The organism is Thalassospira sp. CH_XMU1420-2, from assembly GCF_037029325.1.
Classification (GTDB): domain Bacteria; phylum Pseudomonadota; class Alphaproteobacteria; order Rhodospirillales; family Thalassospiraceae; genus Thalassospira; species Thalassospira povalilytica.
In genome coordinates, this window is sequence record NZ_JAYMEG010000003.1 from 837,900 (window position 1) to 855,496 (window position 17,597).

Annotated in this window: 16 protein-coding genes; 10 read left to right on the top strand and 6 right to left on the bottom strand. The window is 55.3% G+C overall.

The genetic code is table 11. From position 1 onward, the window contains the following. Positions 1 to 89: 89 nt before the first annotated feature. On the bottom strand, positions 90 to 1,682 hold the full coding sequence (locus WA429_RS13590) for an L-serine ammonia-lyase, iron-sulfur-dependent, subunit alpha (RefSeq protein WP_287464907.1): 1,593 nt from the start codon (positions 1,680 to 1,682) through the stop codon (positions 90 to 92). Between the two features lie 166 nt (positions 1,683 to 1,848). On the opposite strand from WA429_RS13590, the gene WA429_RS13595 reads away from it, so the two are divergent. Further along, positions 1,849 to 2,091 carry a glycine zipper domain-containing protein gene (locus tag WA429_RS13595; RefSeq protein WP_287464906.1) on the top strand — a complete coding sequence of 81 codons (243 nt, stop codon included), beginning with the start codon at positions 1,849 to 1,851 and terminating at the stop codon, positions 2,089 to 2,091. Between the two features lie 58 nt (positions 2,092 to 2,149). On the opposite strand, the gene betA is transcribed toward WA429_RS13595, so the two are convergent. From betA to betI, 3 genes are all read right to left on the bottom strand, one after another. Further along, the gene (gene betA / locus WA429_RS13600; RefSeq protein ID WP_287464904.1) at positions 2,150 to 3,832 is read right to left on the bottom strand and encodes a choline dehydrogenase; all 1,683 of its coding nucleotides are present in this window, start codon (positions 3,830 to 3,832) and stop codon (positions 2,150 to 2,152) included. Positions 3,833 to 3,892: 60 nt separating this feature from the next. Next, positions 3,893 to 5,350: a betaine-aldehyde dehydrogenase gene (gene betB / locus WA429_RS13605; protein WP_287464903.1), complete on the bottom strand. Its 1,458-nt coding sequence runs from the start codon at positions 5,348 to 5,350 to the stop codon at positions 3,893 to 3,895. 63 nt (positions 5,351 to 5,413) lie between these two features. Then, complete coding sequence (betI, locus tag WA429_RS13610) at positions 5,414 to 6,004, bottom strand: choline-binding transcriptional repressor BetI (RefSeq protein WP_068517399.1); 591 nt, start codon at positions 6,002 to 6,004, stop codon at positions 5,414 to 5,416. A 380-nt stretch (positions 6,005 to 6,384) separates the two neighbouring features. On the opposite strand from betI, the gene WA429_RS13615 reads away from it, so the two are divergent. From WA429_RS13615 to choV, 3 genes are all read left to right on the top strand, one after another. Then, a complete protein-coding gene (locus WA429_RS13615; protein ID WP_068517398.1) occupies positions 6,385 to 7,344 on the top strand; it encodes a choline ABC transporter substrate-binding protein in 960 nt (319 codons plus the stop codon). A gap of 121 nt (positions 7,345 to 7,465) precedes the next feature. Then, on the top strand, positions 7,466 to 8,314 hold the full coding sequence (choW, locus tag WA429_RS13620) for a choline ABC transporter permease subunit (protein ID WP_068517433.1): 849 nt from the start codon (positions 7,466 to 7,468) through the stop codon (positions 8,312 to 8,314). 2 nt (positions 8,315 to 8,316) lie between these two features. Then, positions 8,317 to 9,513 (top strand): choline ABC transporter ATP-binding protein, encoded by a 1,197-nt coding sequence (gene choV, locus WA429_RS13625; RefSeq protein WP_068517397.1) that lies wholly within the window; start codon positions 8,317 to 8,319, stop codon positions 9,511 to 9,513. Positions 9,514 to 9,576: 63 nt separating this feature from the next. Here the strand turns inward: choV and moaD are convergent, their stop codons facing one another. Continuing rightward, positions 9,577 to 9,828 (bottom strand): molybdopterin converting factor subunit 1, encoded by a 252-nt coding sequence (gene moaD, locus WA429_RS13630; protein ID WP_114113935.1) that lies wholly within the window; start codon positions 9,826 to 9,828, stop codon positions 9,577 to 9,579. An 87-nt stretch (positions 9,829 to 9,915) separates the two neighbouring features. Continuing rightward, positions 9,916 to 10,860, bottom strand: a complete 945-nt coding sequence (locus WA429_RS13635; protein ID WP_242512869.1) for a LysR family transcriptional regulator — start codon at positions 10,858 to 10,860, stop codon at positions 9,916 to 9,918. Between the two features lie 171 nt (positions 10,861 to 11,031). Here WA429_RS13635 and WA429_RS13640 point away from each other — a divergent pair, with 171 nt between their 5' ends. The 6 genes from WA429_RS13640 to WA429_RS13665 all read left to right on the top strand — a co-directional run bounded on the left by WA429_RS13640 (position 11,032) and on the right by WA429_RS13665 (position 17,541). Then, on the top strand, positions 11,032 to 11,904 hold the full coding sequence (locus tag WA429_RS13640) for an ABC transporter permease (RefSeq protein WP_101246349.1): 873 nt from the start codon (positions 11,032 to 11,034) through the stop codon (positions 11,902 to 11,904). Between the two features lie 15 nt (positions 11,905 to 11,919). Further along, positions 11,920 to 12,735: an ABC transporter permease gene (locus tag WA429_RS13645; RefSeq protein ID WP_287464899.1), complete on the top strand. Its 816-nt coding sequence runs from the start codon at positions 11,920 to 11,922 to the stop codon at positions 12,733 to 12,735. Positions 12,736 to 12,844: 109 nt separating this feature from the next. Further along, the gene (locus tag WA429_RS13650; RefSeq protein ID WP_101246351.1) at positions 12,845 to 13,999 is read left to right on the top strand and encodes an ABC transporter substrate-binding protein; all 1,155 of its coding nucleotides are present in this window, start codon (positions 12,845 to 12,847) and stop codon (positions 13,997 to 13,999) included. A 106-nt stretch (positions 14,000 to 14,105) separates the two neighbouring features. Then, complete coding sequence (locus WA429_RS13655; RefSeq protein ID WP_287464897.1) at positions 14,106 to 15,203, top strand: ABC transporter ATP-binding protein; 1,098 nt, start codon at positions 14,106 to 14,108, stop codon at positions 15,201 to 15,203. 35 nt (positions 15,204 to 15,238) lie between these two features. Continuing rightward, positions 15,239 to 16,615, top strand: coding sequence for an aminotransferase family protein (locus tag WA429_RS13660; RefSeq protein WP_287464896.1), 1,377 nt, complete (start codon positions 15,239 to 15,241; stop codon positions 16,613 to 16,615). Then, positions 16,612 to 17,541: a 3-keto-5-aminohexanoate cleavage protein gene (locus WA429_RS13665; protein WP_287464895.1), complete on the top strand. Its 930-nt coding sequence runs from the start codon at positions 16,612 to 16,614 to the stop codon at positions 17,539 to 17,541. The genes WA429_RS13660 and WA429_RS13665 overlap by 4 nt, the downstream gene beginning before the upstream one ends. Positions 17,542 to 17,597 lie beyond the last annotated feature (56 nt).

A 17,597-nucleotide genomic window follows, 5' to 3' on the forward strand; every position in this document is an offset into this window, starting at 1 on the left:
ACGCGATATCTGTCAGCAGAAATCCATCAAAACCATCCAAAACAGGAAGGATGACAAATCCCGCCCGCTGTCATGGACGGAGTCCTGTCCTATTTGCCAAGACTTGCGGCTTCGACCATGCGAAAGGCGGTCTTGGTCGCAGCACAGCCACCGCGCGCCGTACAGCGCAAATCGGGATGCATCATTGCCCCGATCTTGACGGTCTGATCAACCAGTTCGTCATAGCCAAGAACCGCATCAAACCCGGCCAATACCGCCATCGCCGATGAAAAGGCATGCGAAACACCGGCCACATTGCGGGCATGGCACGGGATTTCAACGTCCCCGCCGACCGGATCACAGACCAAACCAAGCGTATTCATCAAACACATGCTGGCGGCGTCAAAGCACTGCTTGGCCGATCCGCCATAGGCCTGGGTCACACCGGCCGCCGCCATTGCCGCCGATGCCCCGGTTTCAACCGAACAGCCGCCGCATTCCGCGGCAAAGGTGCCGCGCGCGGCAAACACTGCCCCGATCAGCGCCATGACCTGAAGGGCGTCGGTTGCACCTTCGATATCAATGCCATGACGGATCAAACCATAAAGCGTTCCGGGCACCACCCCGGCACTGCCCGCCGTCGGGGCGGCACAGACCAGCCCCCGATTGCTGTCACGTTCCATTGCCGAAAGCGCACCGGCAATCGCATCCTGCAATACCGGACCGCCCAGCCCATCGGGCAAATTGGCATCGCGCACCTTGCGCGCCCGAAGTGTCAGGAACCGCATCACGTTATCTTCGGGTTTGGCATCAAATCCCTCGGCCACGACGCGCAGCATCAATTCGCACCGTTCACGAAACAGATCGCGGGTTGCTTGGCGCGACAGACCAAGACGTTTGGCTTCAAGTGCCAGGGCCGCATCGGCAATCGATCCGCCTTCCTGCTGATCAGCAATGGCAATTACCGCATCGCTGGTTGAAAACAGATCATCCATCGCACAGACCGGATATTGCGACGCATCGGCAAAGCGCAGATCGGTCACGCCATCGCGTTTGACAACTTGCCCCAGAACGTCCATCGCGGGCACGGATTGCAGGGAAACTTCAATGCGTGTGTATTTCTGATCGACAGCCACCCCCAGCAACATATTGCCACCACCGGCCAGCATTTCGGCAATGGTGTCGGCATCCGTTATCGCCGCCTCACCCCAGACAAACACGCTTGCGGTTTTCCCGGTCAGAAACAGGGCCTCGCCATTCATACTGTCGATGTAATACATGCCACCGCCAACCGACGCCCCGGTATAAAGATCGGTGCGCTGCCCGCCATCTTGCGTTTGCAGGGTCAGTTCAAGATCAACCCGGTTGGGATGGTTGTTGTTATCAAGTTCGGTGACCTCGATTGCGAAATGGAACCCTTCGCCGCGTTCCACCCGCCCCAGAATGTCACGGTAATCCGCATCGGTCAGCTTGGCCCCGTAAAGACCGGCGGCAAAATTTTCATCCGAACTTTGCGCCTTGTAGCACGGGGCGAACGAGCCGCGCGGATCGAACCGCACCACCGCCTTTTGCAGGACCTCGCCATTAGAACATGAAAGTTCGCGCACAAGCTTTGCCATCATATAGGGCGCGGCACAGTGCGAACTTGACGGCCCGCGCATCACGGGACCGATCACGGAATTAAGCAGACTGATTTCTTGCATGGCGGGACTTCGGATGATTGCGGGAAACAACATGCGCATTGCATACAATATTCCATGATGATCACCCGCCATTGCGGCAATTGCAATCTACTTATCTTGCAAACCGGTTCGCGCTTGCGCATTATTGCCCCTTAATCTCACCCTTTGCACAGCGGATGATCCGGTAATGTCGATGTCAATTTGCCTGCTTGTCGGGACGCTTTCGGGTACTGCTGCCGGTATTTTTCTGGGCACAGTTACCGGAAACCATGCCCCATATATCGCAATGGGAACAGCCATGGGCAGCGCGATCGGCACCGCCATCGGTGCGGGGTTGCACCACAGACTGCGTGATGGTGTTGGTGGTGGCAACGGTGACCGCCCGGTCCCGCGGCGCGACCTGCCCCGTGCCAAATCACGGCGGCGATAACATCGCACCAGATAAAAAAGCCCCTGACCAATGATCAGGGGCTTTGACGTTATGGCTGTTAACGTTGCTTTGTTTCCCATTCGGGATGGACAAAGAACGGTGCGTTTGATGGCGGTAACGGATCGCGTCCGCGAATAATGTCAGCAGCCTTTTCACCGATCATGATCGTCGGCGCATTCAGGTTACCCGTGGCAATCGACGGCATGATCGAACTGTCGACCACACGAAGGCCTTCGATGCCATGCACGCGGGTCTTTTCGTCGACCACGGACATGTCATCACTGCCCATCTTGCACGAACAGGACGGGTGATAGGCACTTTCGGCATGATCGGCGACCCAGGCGTCAATCTGCTCGTCCGTCTGGATATCCTTGCCCGGTGCGATTTCCGCCCCGCGCAGATCGGCGAAGGCGTCCTGACCAAAGATTTCGCGGGTCAGACGCACCGATGCGCGCATTTCTTCCCAGTCTTCCGGGTGGCTCATATAGTTCGGATCAATGATCGGGCGATCTTTGGGATCGCTTGATGCCAGTCGCACAGTGCCGCGCGACTTGGATCGCATCGGTCCGACATGGGCCTGGAAACCATCCTTTTCAGCGGCCTTTGACCCGTTATAGTTAATCGCCGCCGGCATGAAGTGATATTGCAGATCCGGGTGTTTGACACCGGCTTTGGACCGGATAAAGCCACCCGCTTCAAAATGGTTGGTGGCACCAAGACCGGTTTTGAACAGATACCATTCCAGACCGATTTTGAATTTGCTCCACGGATCAAGCTTGCTGTTGAGGCTGATCGGTTTGGTGCATTCCATCTGAACATAAAGTTCGAGATGATCCTGAAGGTTTTCACCAACACCTGGCAAATCATGGACGACATCAATGCCATGTTCGCGCAGATGGGCCGCCGGACCAACACCAGACAGCATCAAAAGTTTCGGCGAATTGATCGATCCGGCAGATACGATGACTTCACGGTCAACAAGTACGCGTTTGAGTTCACCCTGATGGACGAAATCAAGCCCGATTGCACGTTTTCCTTCAAAAACAATGTTTTGCGCAAAGGCCTTATGATAAACGGTCAGGTTCGGGCGCTTCATTGCCGGATGCAAATAGGCCCGTGCCGTGGACCAGCGCCGGCCTTTATAGACCGTCATATCCATGGTTCCCAAACCTTCCTGGCGATAGCCGTTCTGATCCGGGGTGAATTCATATCCGGCCTGTTGCCCGGCCTTGATCCAGGCTTTGTGCAAATCGTTCCGGCATGCACCGGTGGTCACATGAAGCGGCCCGTTGCCGTGATACTCGTCACCGCCCGGGTCTTCATTGCGGGTATCGGCCTTGCGGAAATAGGGCAGACACCGCGCATAGTCCCAATCCTTGAGCGCCGGGTCTTCTTCGGCCCAACGATTGTAATCGAGCGCATGACCGCGCACATAGGCCATGCCATTGATCGAACTTGAACCGCCAAACACCCGTCCGCGCGGGGTTTCCATCCGGCGATTGTTCAGGTTGGGCTGCGGCGTTGTCCAATAGGCCCAGTTATAGGTTTCCGACTGCATCGGATAGGAAAGTGCGGTCGGCATATGAATACGCCAATCCCACCAATGATCCTTGGGTCCGGCTTCAACCACCAGCACCTTGACGTCGGCATCTTCGGTCAACCGGTTGGCAAGCACGGCACCGGCAGAACCGGAACCGACAATCACGTAATCGAATTTTTCAGTCGTCGTTGGGGTCGTCATATCTGATCCCTTGTTTCTTCAAGCAGTGTGGGCAGCCCGTCACATCAACAATGATGGTGATCAATAAGGCGCCTCGACATCGCCGGTTTCGACATAAACCGACTTGATACGGGTGTAATGTTCGATTGCCGCCCGGCCGTTTTCACGTCCGACACCGGATTTCTTCACCCCGCCAAACGGCATTTCGATCGGCGTGATGTTATAGGTGTTGATCCAGCAGGTGCCGGCCTCAAGACGGGCAACAACGCGATGACCACGCGACAGGTCCCTGGTGAACACGCCCGCAGCAAGGCCATACTGGGTATCGTTGGCGCGCTTGATGACTTCGTCCTCATCACTAAATGTCAGGACCGACATGACCGGGCCAAAGATTTCCTCGCGCACGATGGTCATATCATCGCGGCAGTCGGTAAAGATCGTCGGGGCGACAAAAAGCCCGCCTTCGGGCATGCCATCGGAAACAGCATGGCCACCCAGAACGCATTTTGCCCCTTCCTGCTTGCCCTTTTCGATATAGGACATGACCTGATCGAACTGGGTTTTGGTCACAATCGGGCCAACCTGGGTTTCCGGTTTTTCCGGATCGCCAAGAACAAGGTTTTTCGACCGCGCGATCAGTTTTTCAATGAAGGCATCGGCAACGCTTTCATGGACAAAAACCCGCGTCCCGTTCGAGCAAATCTGGCCTGACGAATAGAAATTCGCCATCTGCGCACCGGAAACCGCGTTATCAAGATTGGCATCTTCAAACACGATCATCGGCGATTTGCCGCCAAGCTCCATGGTCACGGCCTTCATGCCGCCCGCCGCAACCGATGCGACCTTTGCCCCGGTCGCAGCCGAACCGGTCAGCGATACCTTATCCACCCCCGGATGTTCGACAAGCGACGCACCACATTCGCGCGCACCCTGCACAACGTTATAAACCCCGTCGGGTAGGCCGGCTTCCTGCAAGGCTTCTGCCACCGCAATCGCCGAAAGCGGTGTTACCTCGGATGGTTTATAAACAACCGCATTGCCACAGGCCAAAGCCGGTGCCGCCTTCCAGCAGGCGATCTGGATCGGATAGTTCCAGGCACCAATGGCAGCACAAACACCAACGGCCTCGCGCCGTGTATAAGCAAAGTTCCCGGCAAGATCGATATGTTCCCCGGCAAGGCTTCCGGCGACACCGGCAAAATATTCCAGGCATTCGACACCGGAAATCACATCAACAATTTCGGTTTCCTGGATCGCGCGACCGGTATCACGGGTTTCAAGCAAGGCCAGTTCATCATTGCGATCACGCAAAATCTGGGCGGCCTTGAACAGAATGCGGGCCCGTTCGGCAGCCGGGGTATTTTTCCAGATTTCAAACCCGGCGCGCGCAGCCTTTGCGGCGGCATCAACGTCACCCGCCGTGCTTTCATGTCCCTTGGCAAGAACCGTATTGGTTGCCGGGTTCAGGGTCACCATTTCGGCCCCGGAACCGGCGGTTTTCTTGCCATTGATGAAATTCTGAATCTGGTAAAGGCTCATTTCAAAACTCCTGCAGGCCGCACCGGATCCGGGCAGCCCAAAACTTTGTGTGTTTGCTTGTCTTCAGCGCGCGGGCGAATTGGCCAGATAAAGGCGCATCATATCGAGCACCATTTCGCGCGCCCCTTTGACATCGGCACGTCCGTCCGACAGACCGGAACGCACCCAGATGCCATCAATCATTGCCGCGATTGCAGTCGCGATTTCATCTGCCCGCTGCACAGTGGTCAGCTGGCGCAGCTCGTGGCGCAGATTGGACGCCAGTCGCTGAAAATAGATATTGTTGATACGGCTCAGCGCCTTTGAAAACGGCACCTGCGCCCAGAAGGACAACCACGCCACAGTGACCTGCGGGGTGAACTGTTCTTCGTTGAAGTTGGTGTTCACGATCGCTTCGAGCCGTTCATGCGGGGTCTTTGCCTTGGCCAGGCGCGACAGGTAATCCTTGCGCAATTCCTGCATCAAAAACCGCATGGTGGCTTCGAGAAGTGCGTTCTTGCCGCCGAAATAATGCGAAATGATGCCCGACGACATACCCGCCGCATTGGCGATACGCGCAATTGTCGTATCGGCAAATCCGTGACGATGAATGGTTTCAATCGTCGCGTCGATCAACTGCCTGCGGCGCACAGGCTGCATACCAACCTTGGGCATTCACATCATCCAATTCAAAGCGATCCAAAGGGTTAAGCACGATCACAACAAGCTGCGATGCAGTTTTTAACCCTTCGCAATTGACGTCTGACGAATATGCTGTATTTTAATTGAACAATCAATCAATAAAAACACGTCGTCTTTCGCGGCGCGTTCAGCAAAGGACAGGATCCCTTGTTGCGCAGCATTGCGACCGTTTTTGTGATTATTCCGGTCCATACCAACAGGTTCGAGGGAGCCTGATGGCGTGGCTCTGGGCGAGTGTTAGCGACCTTTTACATTACGTTGATGTTCGTCTGGCCTCCGGAACCGAGAGTCTGATGACCGCTTGTTCGCAGTCATTAGTAACCGTTAGGTCCACACAAGGGAGAACCAGAAACATGACCAAACTTTCCACTTTCGGCCGCCTTCTTGGCAGCACCATCGTTGCCACCACCCTTCTGGGTGCTGCATCTGCCAAGGCTGCCGATAGCGAAGCCTGCAAAACCGTGACATTTTCCGATGTTGGCTGGACCGACATTACGGCCACCACGGCAACCGCATCTGTCATTCTTGAAGCACTGGGCTATGACGCAGAAACCGAATTGCTGTCTGTTCCGGTCACCTATACCAGCCTTGCCAATGGCGACGTGGATGTCTTCCTTGGCAACTGGATGCCGACCATGGCAGCAGACATTCAGCCCTATCTCGACAAGGGAACGGTTGTTTCGACCGGTGCCAACCTTGAAGGTGCGAAATACACCCTTGCGGTCAGCAAGAATGCCTATGATGCAGGCCTGAAAGATTTCGCTGACATCGCCAAATTCAAGGACGAACTTGATGGCGAAATTTACGGCATCGAGCCGGGCAATGACGGCAACCGCCTGATTCAGGACATGATCGATGGCGACCAGTTCGGTCTGGGCGAATTCGAACTTGTTGAATCCTCCGAACAGGGCATGCTGGCCGAAGTCAAACGCAAGTCCGCACGTGATCAGTTCATCGTCTTCCTTGGCTGGGAACCTCATCCGATGAATGCGAAATACGACATGGCCTATCTTGATGGTGGCGATGACGTATTTGGCCCGAACTTTGGCGGTGCCACGGTTCACACCAACCTGCGTGCCGGTTACACCGACGACTGCCCGAATGCCGGCAAATTCGTCACCAACCTGAAATTCAGCCTCGCCATGGAAAACGAAATCATGGATGCGATCCTGAACGAAGGCACCGACCCGGCAAAAGCAGCCGCAACCTGGATCAAAGCCAATCCGGATGCTGCCTATGCATGGCTTGACGGCGTCACCACCTTTGACGGTGGCGATGCAAAGGCCGCGCTCAAAAGCGAACTTGGCCTTTAAGTCCGGCAAATGACCGGGCCCTGCCCGATTTTGCTATAATGCTGATACGCCCGCGCCCCGCATGGGCTTTGCGCGGGCGTATCGCATCTTTATTTACTTTGAAAACAACGGAAATATTCCCATGGAATGGCTCACGGAAACAAAGATTCCGCTGGGACAGTGGATATCGTCCTTGATGGATGGTCTGAACGAACATGCTGATTTCGTTTTTTATACCATCTCGGATGTTCTTGAATTCATTATTGAAAACACCATCGATTTTCTGGTGTGGTTGCCGCCGCTATTGATTATTGCCGGTTTTGGCGCCCTGGCGGCTGTTTTGCACAAATCTTGGAAGCTGACGGCTTTTACCGTTCTGTCCCTGCTTTTGATTGTCAATCTGGGCTATTGGGAAGAAACGATGGAGACGCTGGCGCTGGTGATTTATGCGTCGCTGTTCTGCATGGTGATCGGCGTGCCGCTTGGCGTGGCATCGGCCCATCGGCCGTGGCTTTATCAGGCCATGCGCCCGGTTCTTGATCTTATGCAGACGATCCCGACGTTCGTGTATCTGATCCCGACCCTTATTCTGTTTGGTCTGGGGGTTGTTCCGGGTCTGATTTCAACCGTGATCTTTGCCATCGCAGCCCCGATCCGCCTGACCCATCTGGGTATTTCAAGCACTCCCAAGGCCTTGCTTGAAGCCGGTGAAAGTTTCGGCTGCACCCCGCGCCAGCTTCTGTTCAAGGTCGAATTGCCATCAGCAATGCCGTCAATCATGGCGGGCCTGACCCAGTGCATCATGCTGTCGCTTTCCATGGTTGTGATCGCAGCCCTGGTCGGTGCCGACGGCCTTGGCAAACCAGTGGTGCGCGCACTTAACACCGTGAATGTCGCCCAGGGTTTCGAAGCGGGCCTTGCAATTGTGATTCTGGCCATTGTGCTTGATCGCATTTGCCGTCGCGAAAACACCGAAACAACGGGGCAGTGATCATGACCAATGCTGTTGAATTCGATAATATTGATGTGATCTTTGGCGACCGTCAGGCTGAATCGCTCAGACTGCTGGACGAAGGCAAAACGCGTGCTGAAATCGCCGAGGCAACCAACAACGTTCTTGGCGTCGCCGATGTCAGCTTCAACGTTCCCGAAGGCGAGATTTGCGTTCTTATGGGGCTTTCGGGGTCTGGCAAATCATCGCTTCTGCGCTGTGTGAACGGACTGAACACCGTGTCGCGCGGGTCGTTGCGGGTACGCGATGGCGACTGGATGGCCGATGTCACCAAATGCGATGGCCCGACATTGCGCAAATTGCGCCGTGAATGCGTTGCCATGGTGTTCCAGCAATTCGGGCTGCTGCCATGGCGTACAGTTGCGGAAAATGTCGGCTTCGGGCTTGAGCTGCGCGGTATGGGCAGCAAGGAACGCCGTGACATCGTCAATGAAAAGCTGGCACTGGTCGGGCTTGATGAATGGGCGGACAAATATGCCCATGAATTGTCCGGTGGCATGCAGCAGCGTGTCGGCCTTGCCCGCGCCTTTGCGACCGATGCACCGATCCTTTTGATGGATGAACCGTTTTCGGCCCTGGATCCGCTGATCCGTAACCGGCTTCAGGACGAGTTGCTTGATCTTCAGGAAAAGCTCAACAAGACCATTCTGTTTGTCAGTCATGATCTTGACGAAGCCATGAAACTTGGCAATTCGATCGCGATCATGGAAGGCGGCTATGTGGTTCAGCATGGCACCCCCGAAGACATCGCATTGCGCCCGGCCAATGAATATGTTGCCGACTTTGTCGCGCATATGAACCCGGTCAATATCCTGCGCGGTCGCGCCATCATGCAGCGTGTCGCCAAGGATCAGCGCAACGGTTCGGGTGACCTTCAGATCGAAGATGAAAACATCCGGATCACCTTGGAAAACGGTGTTGTGCGTGCCGCGACCAATGGTGCGCGCGGGGAGCTGAAGCTGATCAATTATGATGGCAGCCTTCCGGCCGATCTGGATCCGACCGACAATACGATCATCTTTGTCGCCAAGGATGAGGTGCTGCTTAAGGATCTAATTGATATGCGGTCCATCACCCAGAACCCGGTCATTCTGACCCGCGAGGGCAAGATTTCCGGAACGCTTGGCCGCAAGGAATTCTTTGACAGTCTGACGCAGACGGCAACGGTCGCGGACTGACGTCAGAAATAGTATGATGATAAAAGGGCGTCGCAAATTTGCGGCGCCCTTTTTGTATGATGATTAGCCGCCCGTGACCGGCGGAAACAGCGCGATCTCGCGGGCTTTGGTTACATCGGCATCGGATGTTGCATATTCCTGATCTACCGCAACACGGATAATCGCGGGATCGGCAAGAGCATTGGCGAAATTTTCGCCACGTTCGGGAAGCCAGGTCAAAAGCCCGTCAACGGTTTTGACATGATCAGGCAGATCAATGTCTTCTTCGCCAAAACCGATGCGGTCCTTGACCCATGAAAAATAGACCAGTTTCATAAGTGTTCCTGATGGCAAGATTGAATTTGGCGCCATGCTTGCGCAATCGCCCCCAAGACGCAAGTCCCGAAGCCGTGAACGATCCCGTCAGGGATAGACAAAATATCCATCGGGCGCATTTTCAAGGCGCGCGGTCAGGTTATCGATGAAAAACCGTTCTGCCCGGCTGAGCGACATGCGCGGGTTGGTTACAAGATAGATATCAATAGCAGGCGGCGCGTCATAAGGGGGTAAACGCCACAACTGGCCGCGTTCGGTGGCGTTTTGCACCACATGGATCGGCAATGGCCCGATGCCAAGCCCCGCATTGATCAGACGCCGGACTTCTTCAAGATGGGGACTTACCGCAACGACCTTCCCCTTCATCCCCTGCTGGGCGCGCAGAATGGCCACTGGGGCCAGCGCATCCGTCAACTGGTCGGTGGAAAACGACACGAATGCTTCGCTGCGCAAATCGGCAAGCGTCAGGTCGCTTTTTCCGAACAAGTGATGGGTCGGCCCACAGAAAAAGCCGAAATGTTCGCGGTACAGCCTGCGATATTCAAGCCTGGGATGCTGTTCCTTGACCAGACAGATGCCAAAACTTGCCTGTTGGGAAAGCACCTGATCAATCACATGCATCGAGGTCGCGACATTGATTTCATAGGTCACTTCGGGATGGGACCGGTTGAAATCAAACAACGCATCATCAAGCGGCGGAAACACCACATGACTGGCCAGCCACAAATGCAGATGCCCGGTCAATTGATTGCCACTATCAGACATCACGTCGGACAATCGCCCGATCGCCCCACAAATTTCGCGACATTCGTGATAAAGCGCCAAGCCCTGCTCGGTGACTTCAAACCGCCCGCGTTCGCGGTCAATCAGGCGCGCACCGATTTGATCTTCAAGCCGTTTCAGGGCGTTGCTGACACTGGGCTGTCGCAATAAAAGCCGGTTGGCCGCCCCGGTAATCGAGCGTTCTTCGACAATGACGGTGAATGTGTGCAACAGGTTCCAGTCAAACTGGCGGCGCATCAATTCGTTCATTTCATCCCCCGGACCGGTATGGCCAACCACTCCATAGTTATTGGCTATGGGATCTATTCTACTTATCTATTTGCGCTATGTGCAAGTCTGGGGTGAAATGGTTCCAGAAAATATTTCAACGGCCAAATAACCGCGCACGGCATCGCCGGAGCACAATAACGGGAGGCATAAATGGCCGCAGATATCGCCGGGGCGCGTCGCGCACCCTGGATGCTGTTATCGCCATCATTGGCAACAGTCGGGCTGCTTTTGATCATCCCGATGCTGTTTATCGTCGTCTATTCGTTCTGGTTGCGCACCGCGACCGGGGCCGATCAGGTCGGCTTTTATCTTGATAACTGGATCGAGGTCCTTGGCGACCGGTTCTATCGCGATATTCTGTTTCAAACCTTTGCCATTGCCTTTTACACCACGGTGATCTGTGCCCTGGTTGGGTATATCCCGGCCTATTTCGTGGCCAACACCCCGATGAAATCCAAGGCGTTTCTGCTTTTGATGCTGATGCTGCCATTCTGGATCAGCTACATCATCCGCACCATGTCGTGGATCAATATTCTGGGCACGTCGGGCGCACTTAATACCGTGATGCTGTCAATTGGCATCATCGATGAGCCGATCCAGATGCTTTATAACCAGACCACGGTTGTTCTGGGTCTGGTGCATTATCTGCTGCCTTTCATGATCCTGAATGTCTATGTCAGCCTTGATGGCATTGACAAGAACCTGACCGAAGCGGCCCAAAGCCTTGGCTGCACCGGATTTCAGGCCTTTCGCGAAGTCACCTTGCCACTCTCGCTTCCCGGTCTGGCGGCGGGGTCGCTTCTGTGCTTTGTGCTCGCGGCGGGCACCTATATCACCCCGATTGTTCTGGGCGGCCCACGCGATGCGATGTTCGCCAATCTGGTGTTCGAGGCCATCGTCACCCAGTTGAACTGGCCGCTTGGATCGGCACTTTCACTCGTCCTGCTGGCCCTTCTGGGCGCGCTGGTCGTCATTTACACCCGCTATCTCGGCATCGATCAGATCGCCAAGAGCTTCAAGTAAGGGAGGTATATGACAATGTCCGGCTGGTCGATGATCCGTATTGCCACGATCCTTGTTTATCTGTTTCTGTTTGCCCCTGTTGCCGTGGTGATCCTTCTGGCATTCAACGCCAATCAGTTTGGCGGATTTCCGATCGAAGGGTTTTCACTGCGCTGGTTCGAAGCGCTTTGGAACAATGATGCCATTGTAAGGGCGTTCAAAACATCCCTGTTGCTGGGCCTTTTGACCAGTGCGGTGTCAACAACGCTTGGCACCATGGCCGCCCTTGCCATGGTGCGTTATGACTTCCCCGGGAAACGGACGATCTCGACCTTGCTGGTTGCGCCGATCCTGATCCCCGAAGTGGTTCTTGCGGTTGCGTTGCTGTTGTTCCTTCAGGCGCTTTCCATGCCCAAAAGCTTTGGCCTGCTTTTGATGGGGCATGTTGTCTTTACCCTGCCCTTTGTGGTGCTTGTGGTTCAGGCGCGCCTGGTATCGATCCGCCGCGACGTAGAAGAAGCCGCCATGAGCCTGGGGGCCACCCCGGTTCAGACATTCTTTGAAATCACCCTCCCGCTGATGCTGCCGGCCGTCATGGCCGGGATGCTGTTTTCCTTTACGATTTCCTTTGATGACATCACCGGCACCCTGTTCTGGAAACCGGGCGGTGTGGAAACAGTCCCGACCCAGATTTTTGCCATGCTGCGCAATTCCATCAGCCCGGAAATCAACGCGCTTGGTGCGGTCATGGTGATCTTTACCATCGCCCTTCCGCTGATTGCCGCATCGATTGCGCGGGTCATGTCCGCACGAAAGCTTCGGGTATCAAACCGCAAGACACAGACTGCCTAGTGGATTTCGAATATCGCGGGTAACCGCCAAAACCAACAACAAGACCAAAAGACCAACGACCAAGAACAAAACCGATAACGGAACAAATTGTTTTATCAGGAGGCCTTAAATGGACGATACGAAACGCTATGAACGCCTGCTTAATCGTTACCGTGATGGCGATATCAGCCGCCGCACATTCCTGACCGCCCTTGGCGCGGCCGGTGTTGTTGCCGGTGTCACCGGCGGCCCGATGGGCATGCTTGCCAAAAATGCGCGCGCAGCCACCCCGGAACAGGTCCGCTTTGACGGTTGGGGCGGCGTCGTTTCCGAGGCATTCGAAAAATATGCCTTCGCGCCCTATACCCAGAAAACCGGCATCAAGGTCATTTCCGGCACCTTTGGCGGGGCAGATGAATATATCGCACGCGTCAAGGCCGGCCAGCCGGGCGAGTTCAACCTTGCTCACCTGTCGGGTGTGTTTGACTATGCGCGCTATCACGGTCTGGAACTGACTTCGGAATTGAACGAAGCCAATATCCCGAACCTTAAAAACGTGATCCCGACCCTGATTGATCCGCTGCGCAAGATCAGTGGCGGCACGCTTTCGGCGGTTCCGTATGATTACGGCACCACGGGCATTGCCTATAACCGCAAATATATCAGCGACGACGAAGCCAAGGCCAAGGGTGCCAAGCTGATGGTCGATGAAGCCTATAAAGGCAAGATCGGCGGTTGGGGTGAATGGAAAACCCGCATCTGGTACGGCGCGCTTCAGTCCGATCAGGACCCGAACAATATCAAGGATATCGATGCGGTTTGGGACATGATCCGTTCGCACCGTGATCTGGCCCTTAAATACTGGAGTTCGGGCGCCGAACTTATGAGCCTTCTGGCCGAAGAAGAAATCTATGTCACCGAAGGCTGGTCGGGCCGCATCAAGGCGCTTCAGGATCAGGGCCATGACATCGGTTATCTTGATCCGGCTGGTGGTCTTGGCTGGCAGGAATGTCTGTTTGTTCTGCGCGGCAGCCCGATGGCCGCCTGTGAAGAACTTCTGAACTTCATGCTTGAACCCGAAGTCGCGATTGCAGTTGCCGAAGGTCAGAGCTACCCGCCGGCCCTTGACCCGAACAAGGTCGATCTTGGCAAAATCATCCCGACCCTGCCGGCGTTCGACCCGAAAGGCACGCTTGCATCGCTTAGCTTCTTTGATCCGGCATACTGGAACGAAAACGAAGCGGACTGGTCGAAAACCTTCTCTCGTGTGCAGCGCGGCTATTAAGGCCCGATTGCACACCTGAACCTGTGTCCTGGCCTTCGCACAACCGGCCAGGACACATCTGCCCCGCGAAGGGACAGGCACATTTATTCTGACAGGGTATCTAACAATGGCAGACACAACCAACGCTGTTGAACTGCAAAATGTCGTGAAACGTTACGGGGAATTCACCGCGGTCAAACGCATGGATCTGACCGTACCTGATAACAGCTTTGTCACCTTCCTTGGCCCGTCGGGCTGTGGCAAGACGACAACCTTGCGCATGATTGCAGGTCTGACCGACGTTACCGAGGGTGATTTGTTGATCCGGGGCAAACGGGTCAACAGTCTTCCGATCCATAAGCGCAATCTTGGCCTTGTGTTTCAGAACTACGCCCTGTTCCCGCACAAGACGATTTTCGACAATATCGCCTTTGGCCTGAAATACCGCAAAGTCGCCAAGGCCGACATTGCCAAGAAAGTTACCGACGCGCTTGAACTGGTGCAGCTTCCCCATGTCGCGGACCGTTATCCCAATCAGCTTTCCGGCGGCCAGCAACAGCGCATTGCGCTTGCGCGTGCGATTGTGATCGAACCCGATGTGCTGTTGCTTGATGAACCGCTATCCGCCCTTGATGCGAACCTGCGCGAAGAAATGCGGGTCGAGCTTAAACGCATTCAGCGCGAACTGGGCGTTGCGACCGTCTTTGTCACCCATGACCAGTCAGAGGCCCTTGCCATGTCTGACAAGCTGGTGGTGATGAATAACGGCATCGTCGAACAGGAAGGCGCCCCGGAAGATGTCTATAACAATCCGGCATCCGCATTCGTTGCCGACTTCCTGGGACATTCCAACATTATTGCCGCAAACCTTGGCAGCCCGGACGCGGCCTTTACCAGTGTTAATCTGCAAAGTGGTGAAACGCTTTTGACCACAGCGGAACAAACCGCCAAGGCCAACGGATCAAAGGATGTCCGCGCGGTCATCCGTGCGGAAAAGATTGAACTGTCAGATCAGAACAGCACCAAGGATGGCAGCATCGCCATTCCCGGCAAGATCAAGACAGTCGATTATCTTGGCCAGCAGGCCCGATATTTCGTTACGGCCAATGGTCGTGACTGGCAGGTGATCAATCCGATTGATGCCCGCCCCCATCAGGAAGGTGCCGATATCTTTATGCATATCGCGGCACGTAATTGTGTGTTGTTGCCCGGTCATCAGGACTAAGGGTCGCTGATACCGGTTCAGGAGAGCCACCATAAATGACGCATGATATGAAAAATCCGGTCGGTCATAACCGGGAATCCCGCCTGTTTTATCAAAGCCGGTCGCGCCGCCCGCTGATTGACCGCGCCGAAGGCGTTTATATGTGGGACGTCGATGGCAAACGCTATATCGATGCGTCCAGCGGGGCGATGGTCAGCAATATCGGCCATAGTGACCCGCGCGTGATTGCCGAGATGAATGCACAGCTTGAAAAGGCAAGTTTCGCCTATCGCCTGCATTTTGAAAATGACGCAGCCGAAAACCTTGCCTGGCGGTTGGCCGAACGTGCACCGGGCGACCTTGAACGGGTGTTCTTTGTTTCGGGCGGGTCCGAGGCGGTTGAAAGCTGCATCAAGCTTGCCCGCCAATATGCCTTGGCCAAGGGCGAACCCCAGCGCACCAAAGTCATTTCACGGTTCCCAAGCTATCATGGCTCCACCCTTGGTGCGCTTGCCCTGACCGGCTATACGCCGATGCATGCGCCGTTCGCGCCGATGATGGTCGATCAACCCAAAATCCCCGCCCCGACCTGTTATCTGGATCGTGATGATCTGTCCGATCATGATCGCGGCATCAAATACGCCAATATGCTCGAAGCAGAGATCATCAAACAGGGCCCGGAAACCGTTCTTGGTTTCATCATGGAACCGGTTGGCGGGGCTGCCACCGGGGCGCTGGTTGCCCCGGACAGCTATTATGGCCGCATCCGCGAGATTTGCGATCAATACGGCATTCTTCTGATCTATGACGAGGTCATGACAGGGGCCGGCCGGACCGGGAAATATTTTGCCTGCGAACATTGGGGCATCACGCCCGATATCCTTGCCGTTTCCAAGGGGTTGGCCGCGGGATACGCGCCGCTTGGTGCGATGATTGCGCCGGATCGAATTGTCGGCCCGGTTCTTGATCATGGCGGGTTTATCCATGGCTATACCTATGCCGGGAACCCGCTTGCCTGTGCGGCGGGGAATGCGGTTCTTGATGTGATTGACGAAGACGGTCTTCTTGAAAATGCCGCAACAAGCGGTGCGGCATTGAAAGCCGAACTTTCCAAGCTGTCAGATGAATTCACCATGATCGGCGATGTACGCGGCAAGGGCTTGTTGCTTGCCGTTGAACTGGTCAAGGATCGCAAATCCATGGAACCGCTTGATCCCAAACATATGGCGGCCGCCCGACTGGTCGATATCGCCTATGACAAGGGATTGATCATTTACTGGCGTCGCACACGCGGCGGATATCGGGGCGATCACGTGATGGTCTGCCCGCCCATGACCATCAAGCCCGAACAGTTCGACGACATTATGGTGCCATTGCGTGCCGCCCTTGCCGAACTTCAGGATGAACTTCTCGTCGCCGGAGCCTTTTCATGAGCCGGAAAGTTATCATCACCTGTGCGGTTACCGGATCGGTTCATACCCCGTCCATGAGCCCTCATTTGCCCATCACACCCGATGAAATCGCCAAGCAGGCGATTGATGCGGCCAATGCCGGTGCATCGATCCTGCATCTGCATGCCCGTGATCCCAAGACTGGCTTTCCAAGCCCGGATCCCGACCTGTTCATGGATTTCCTGCCCAAGATCAAGGCCGCAACCGATGCAGTGATCAATATCTCGACCGGCGGCGGCATGACCATGACGGTCAAGGACCGCATTCGTGCCGCCAGCCATGCATCACCGGAAATGGCGTCGCTCAATATGGGGACGATGAATTTCGGCCTGTTCCCGGCCCTTGCGGGACGCAGCGAATGGAAACATGACTGGGAACCGGAATTTCTTGAAAGCAGCCGCGACTTTGTTTTCAAAAACACGTTTTCCGATATCGAAACCATTCTGGCCGACCTTGGCGACGCCAACGGAACGCGGTTCGAATTCGAATGCTATGACGTGGGTCATCTTTATACCCTTGCCCATTTCGTCGACCGTGGCCTGATCAAGGGCCCGATCTTTATCCAGTTTGTGCTGGGTGTTCTGGGCGGGATCGGGGCCGATCCCGATAACCTTGCCCATCTGAAACGCACCGCCGACAAGCTGTTTGGTGATCAATACCAGTTCTCGGTTCTGGGGGCCGGTCGTCATCAGATGCCGCTTGCCAGCATGGCAGCCGCGATGGGCGGCAATGTCCGGGTCGGACTTGAAGACAATCTTTATCTGCGCAAGGGCGAACTTGCGCCGGACAACGCATCACAGGTTCGCAAAATCCGCGAAATCCTGGACGGGTTGTCTCTTGAAATCGCAACACCGGACGAGGCGCGTGCGATTTTGGGGCTTAAAGGGGCTGACAAGGTCGCCTTCTAGCCCGCCTGAAACGACGAACCAGTTGATACGACAACCGTTTATCCACGTAACAGTGA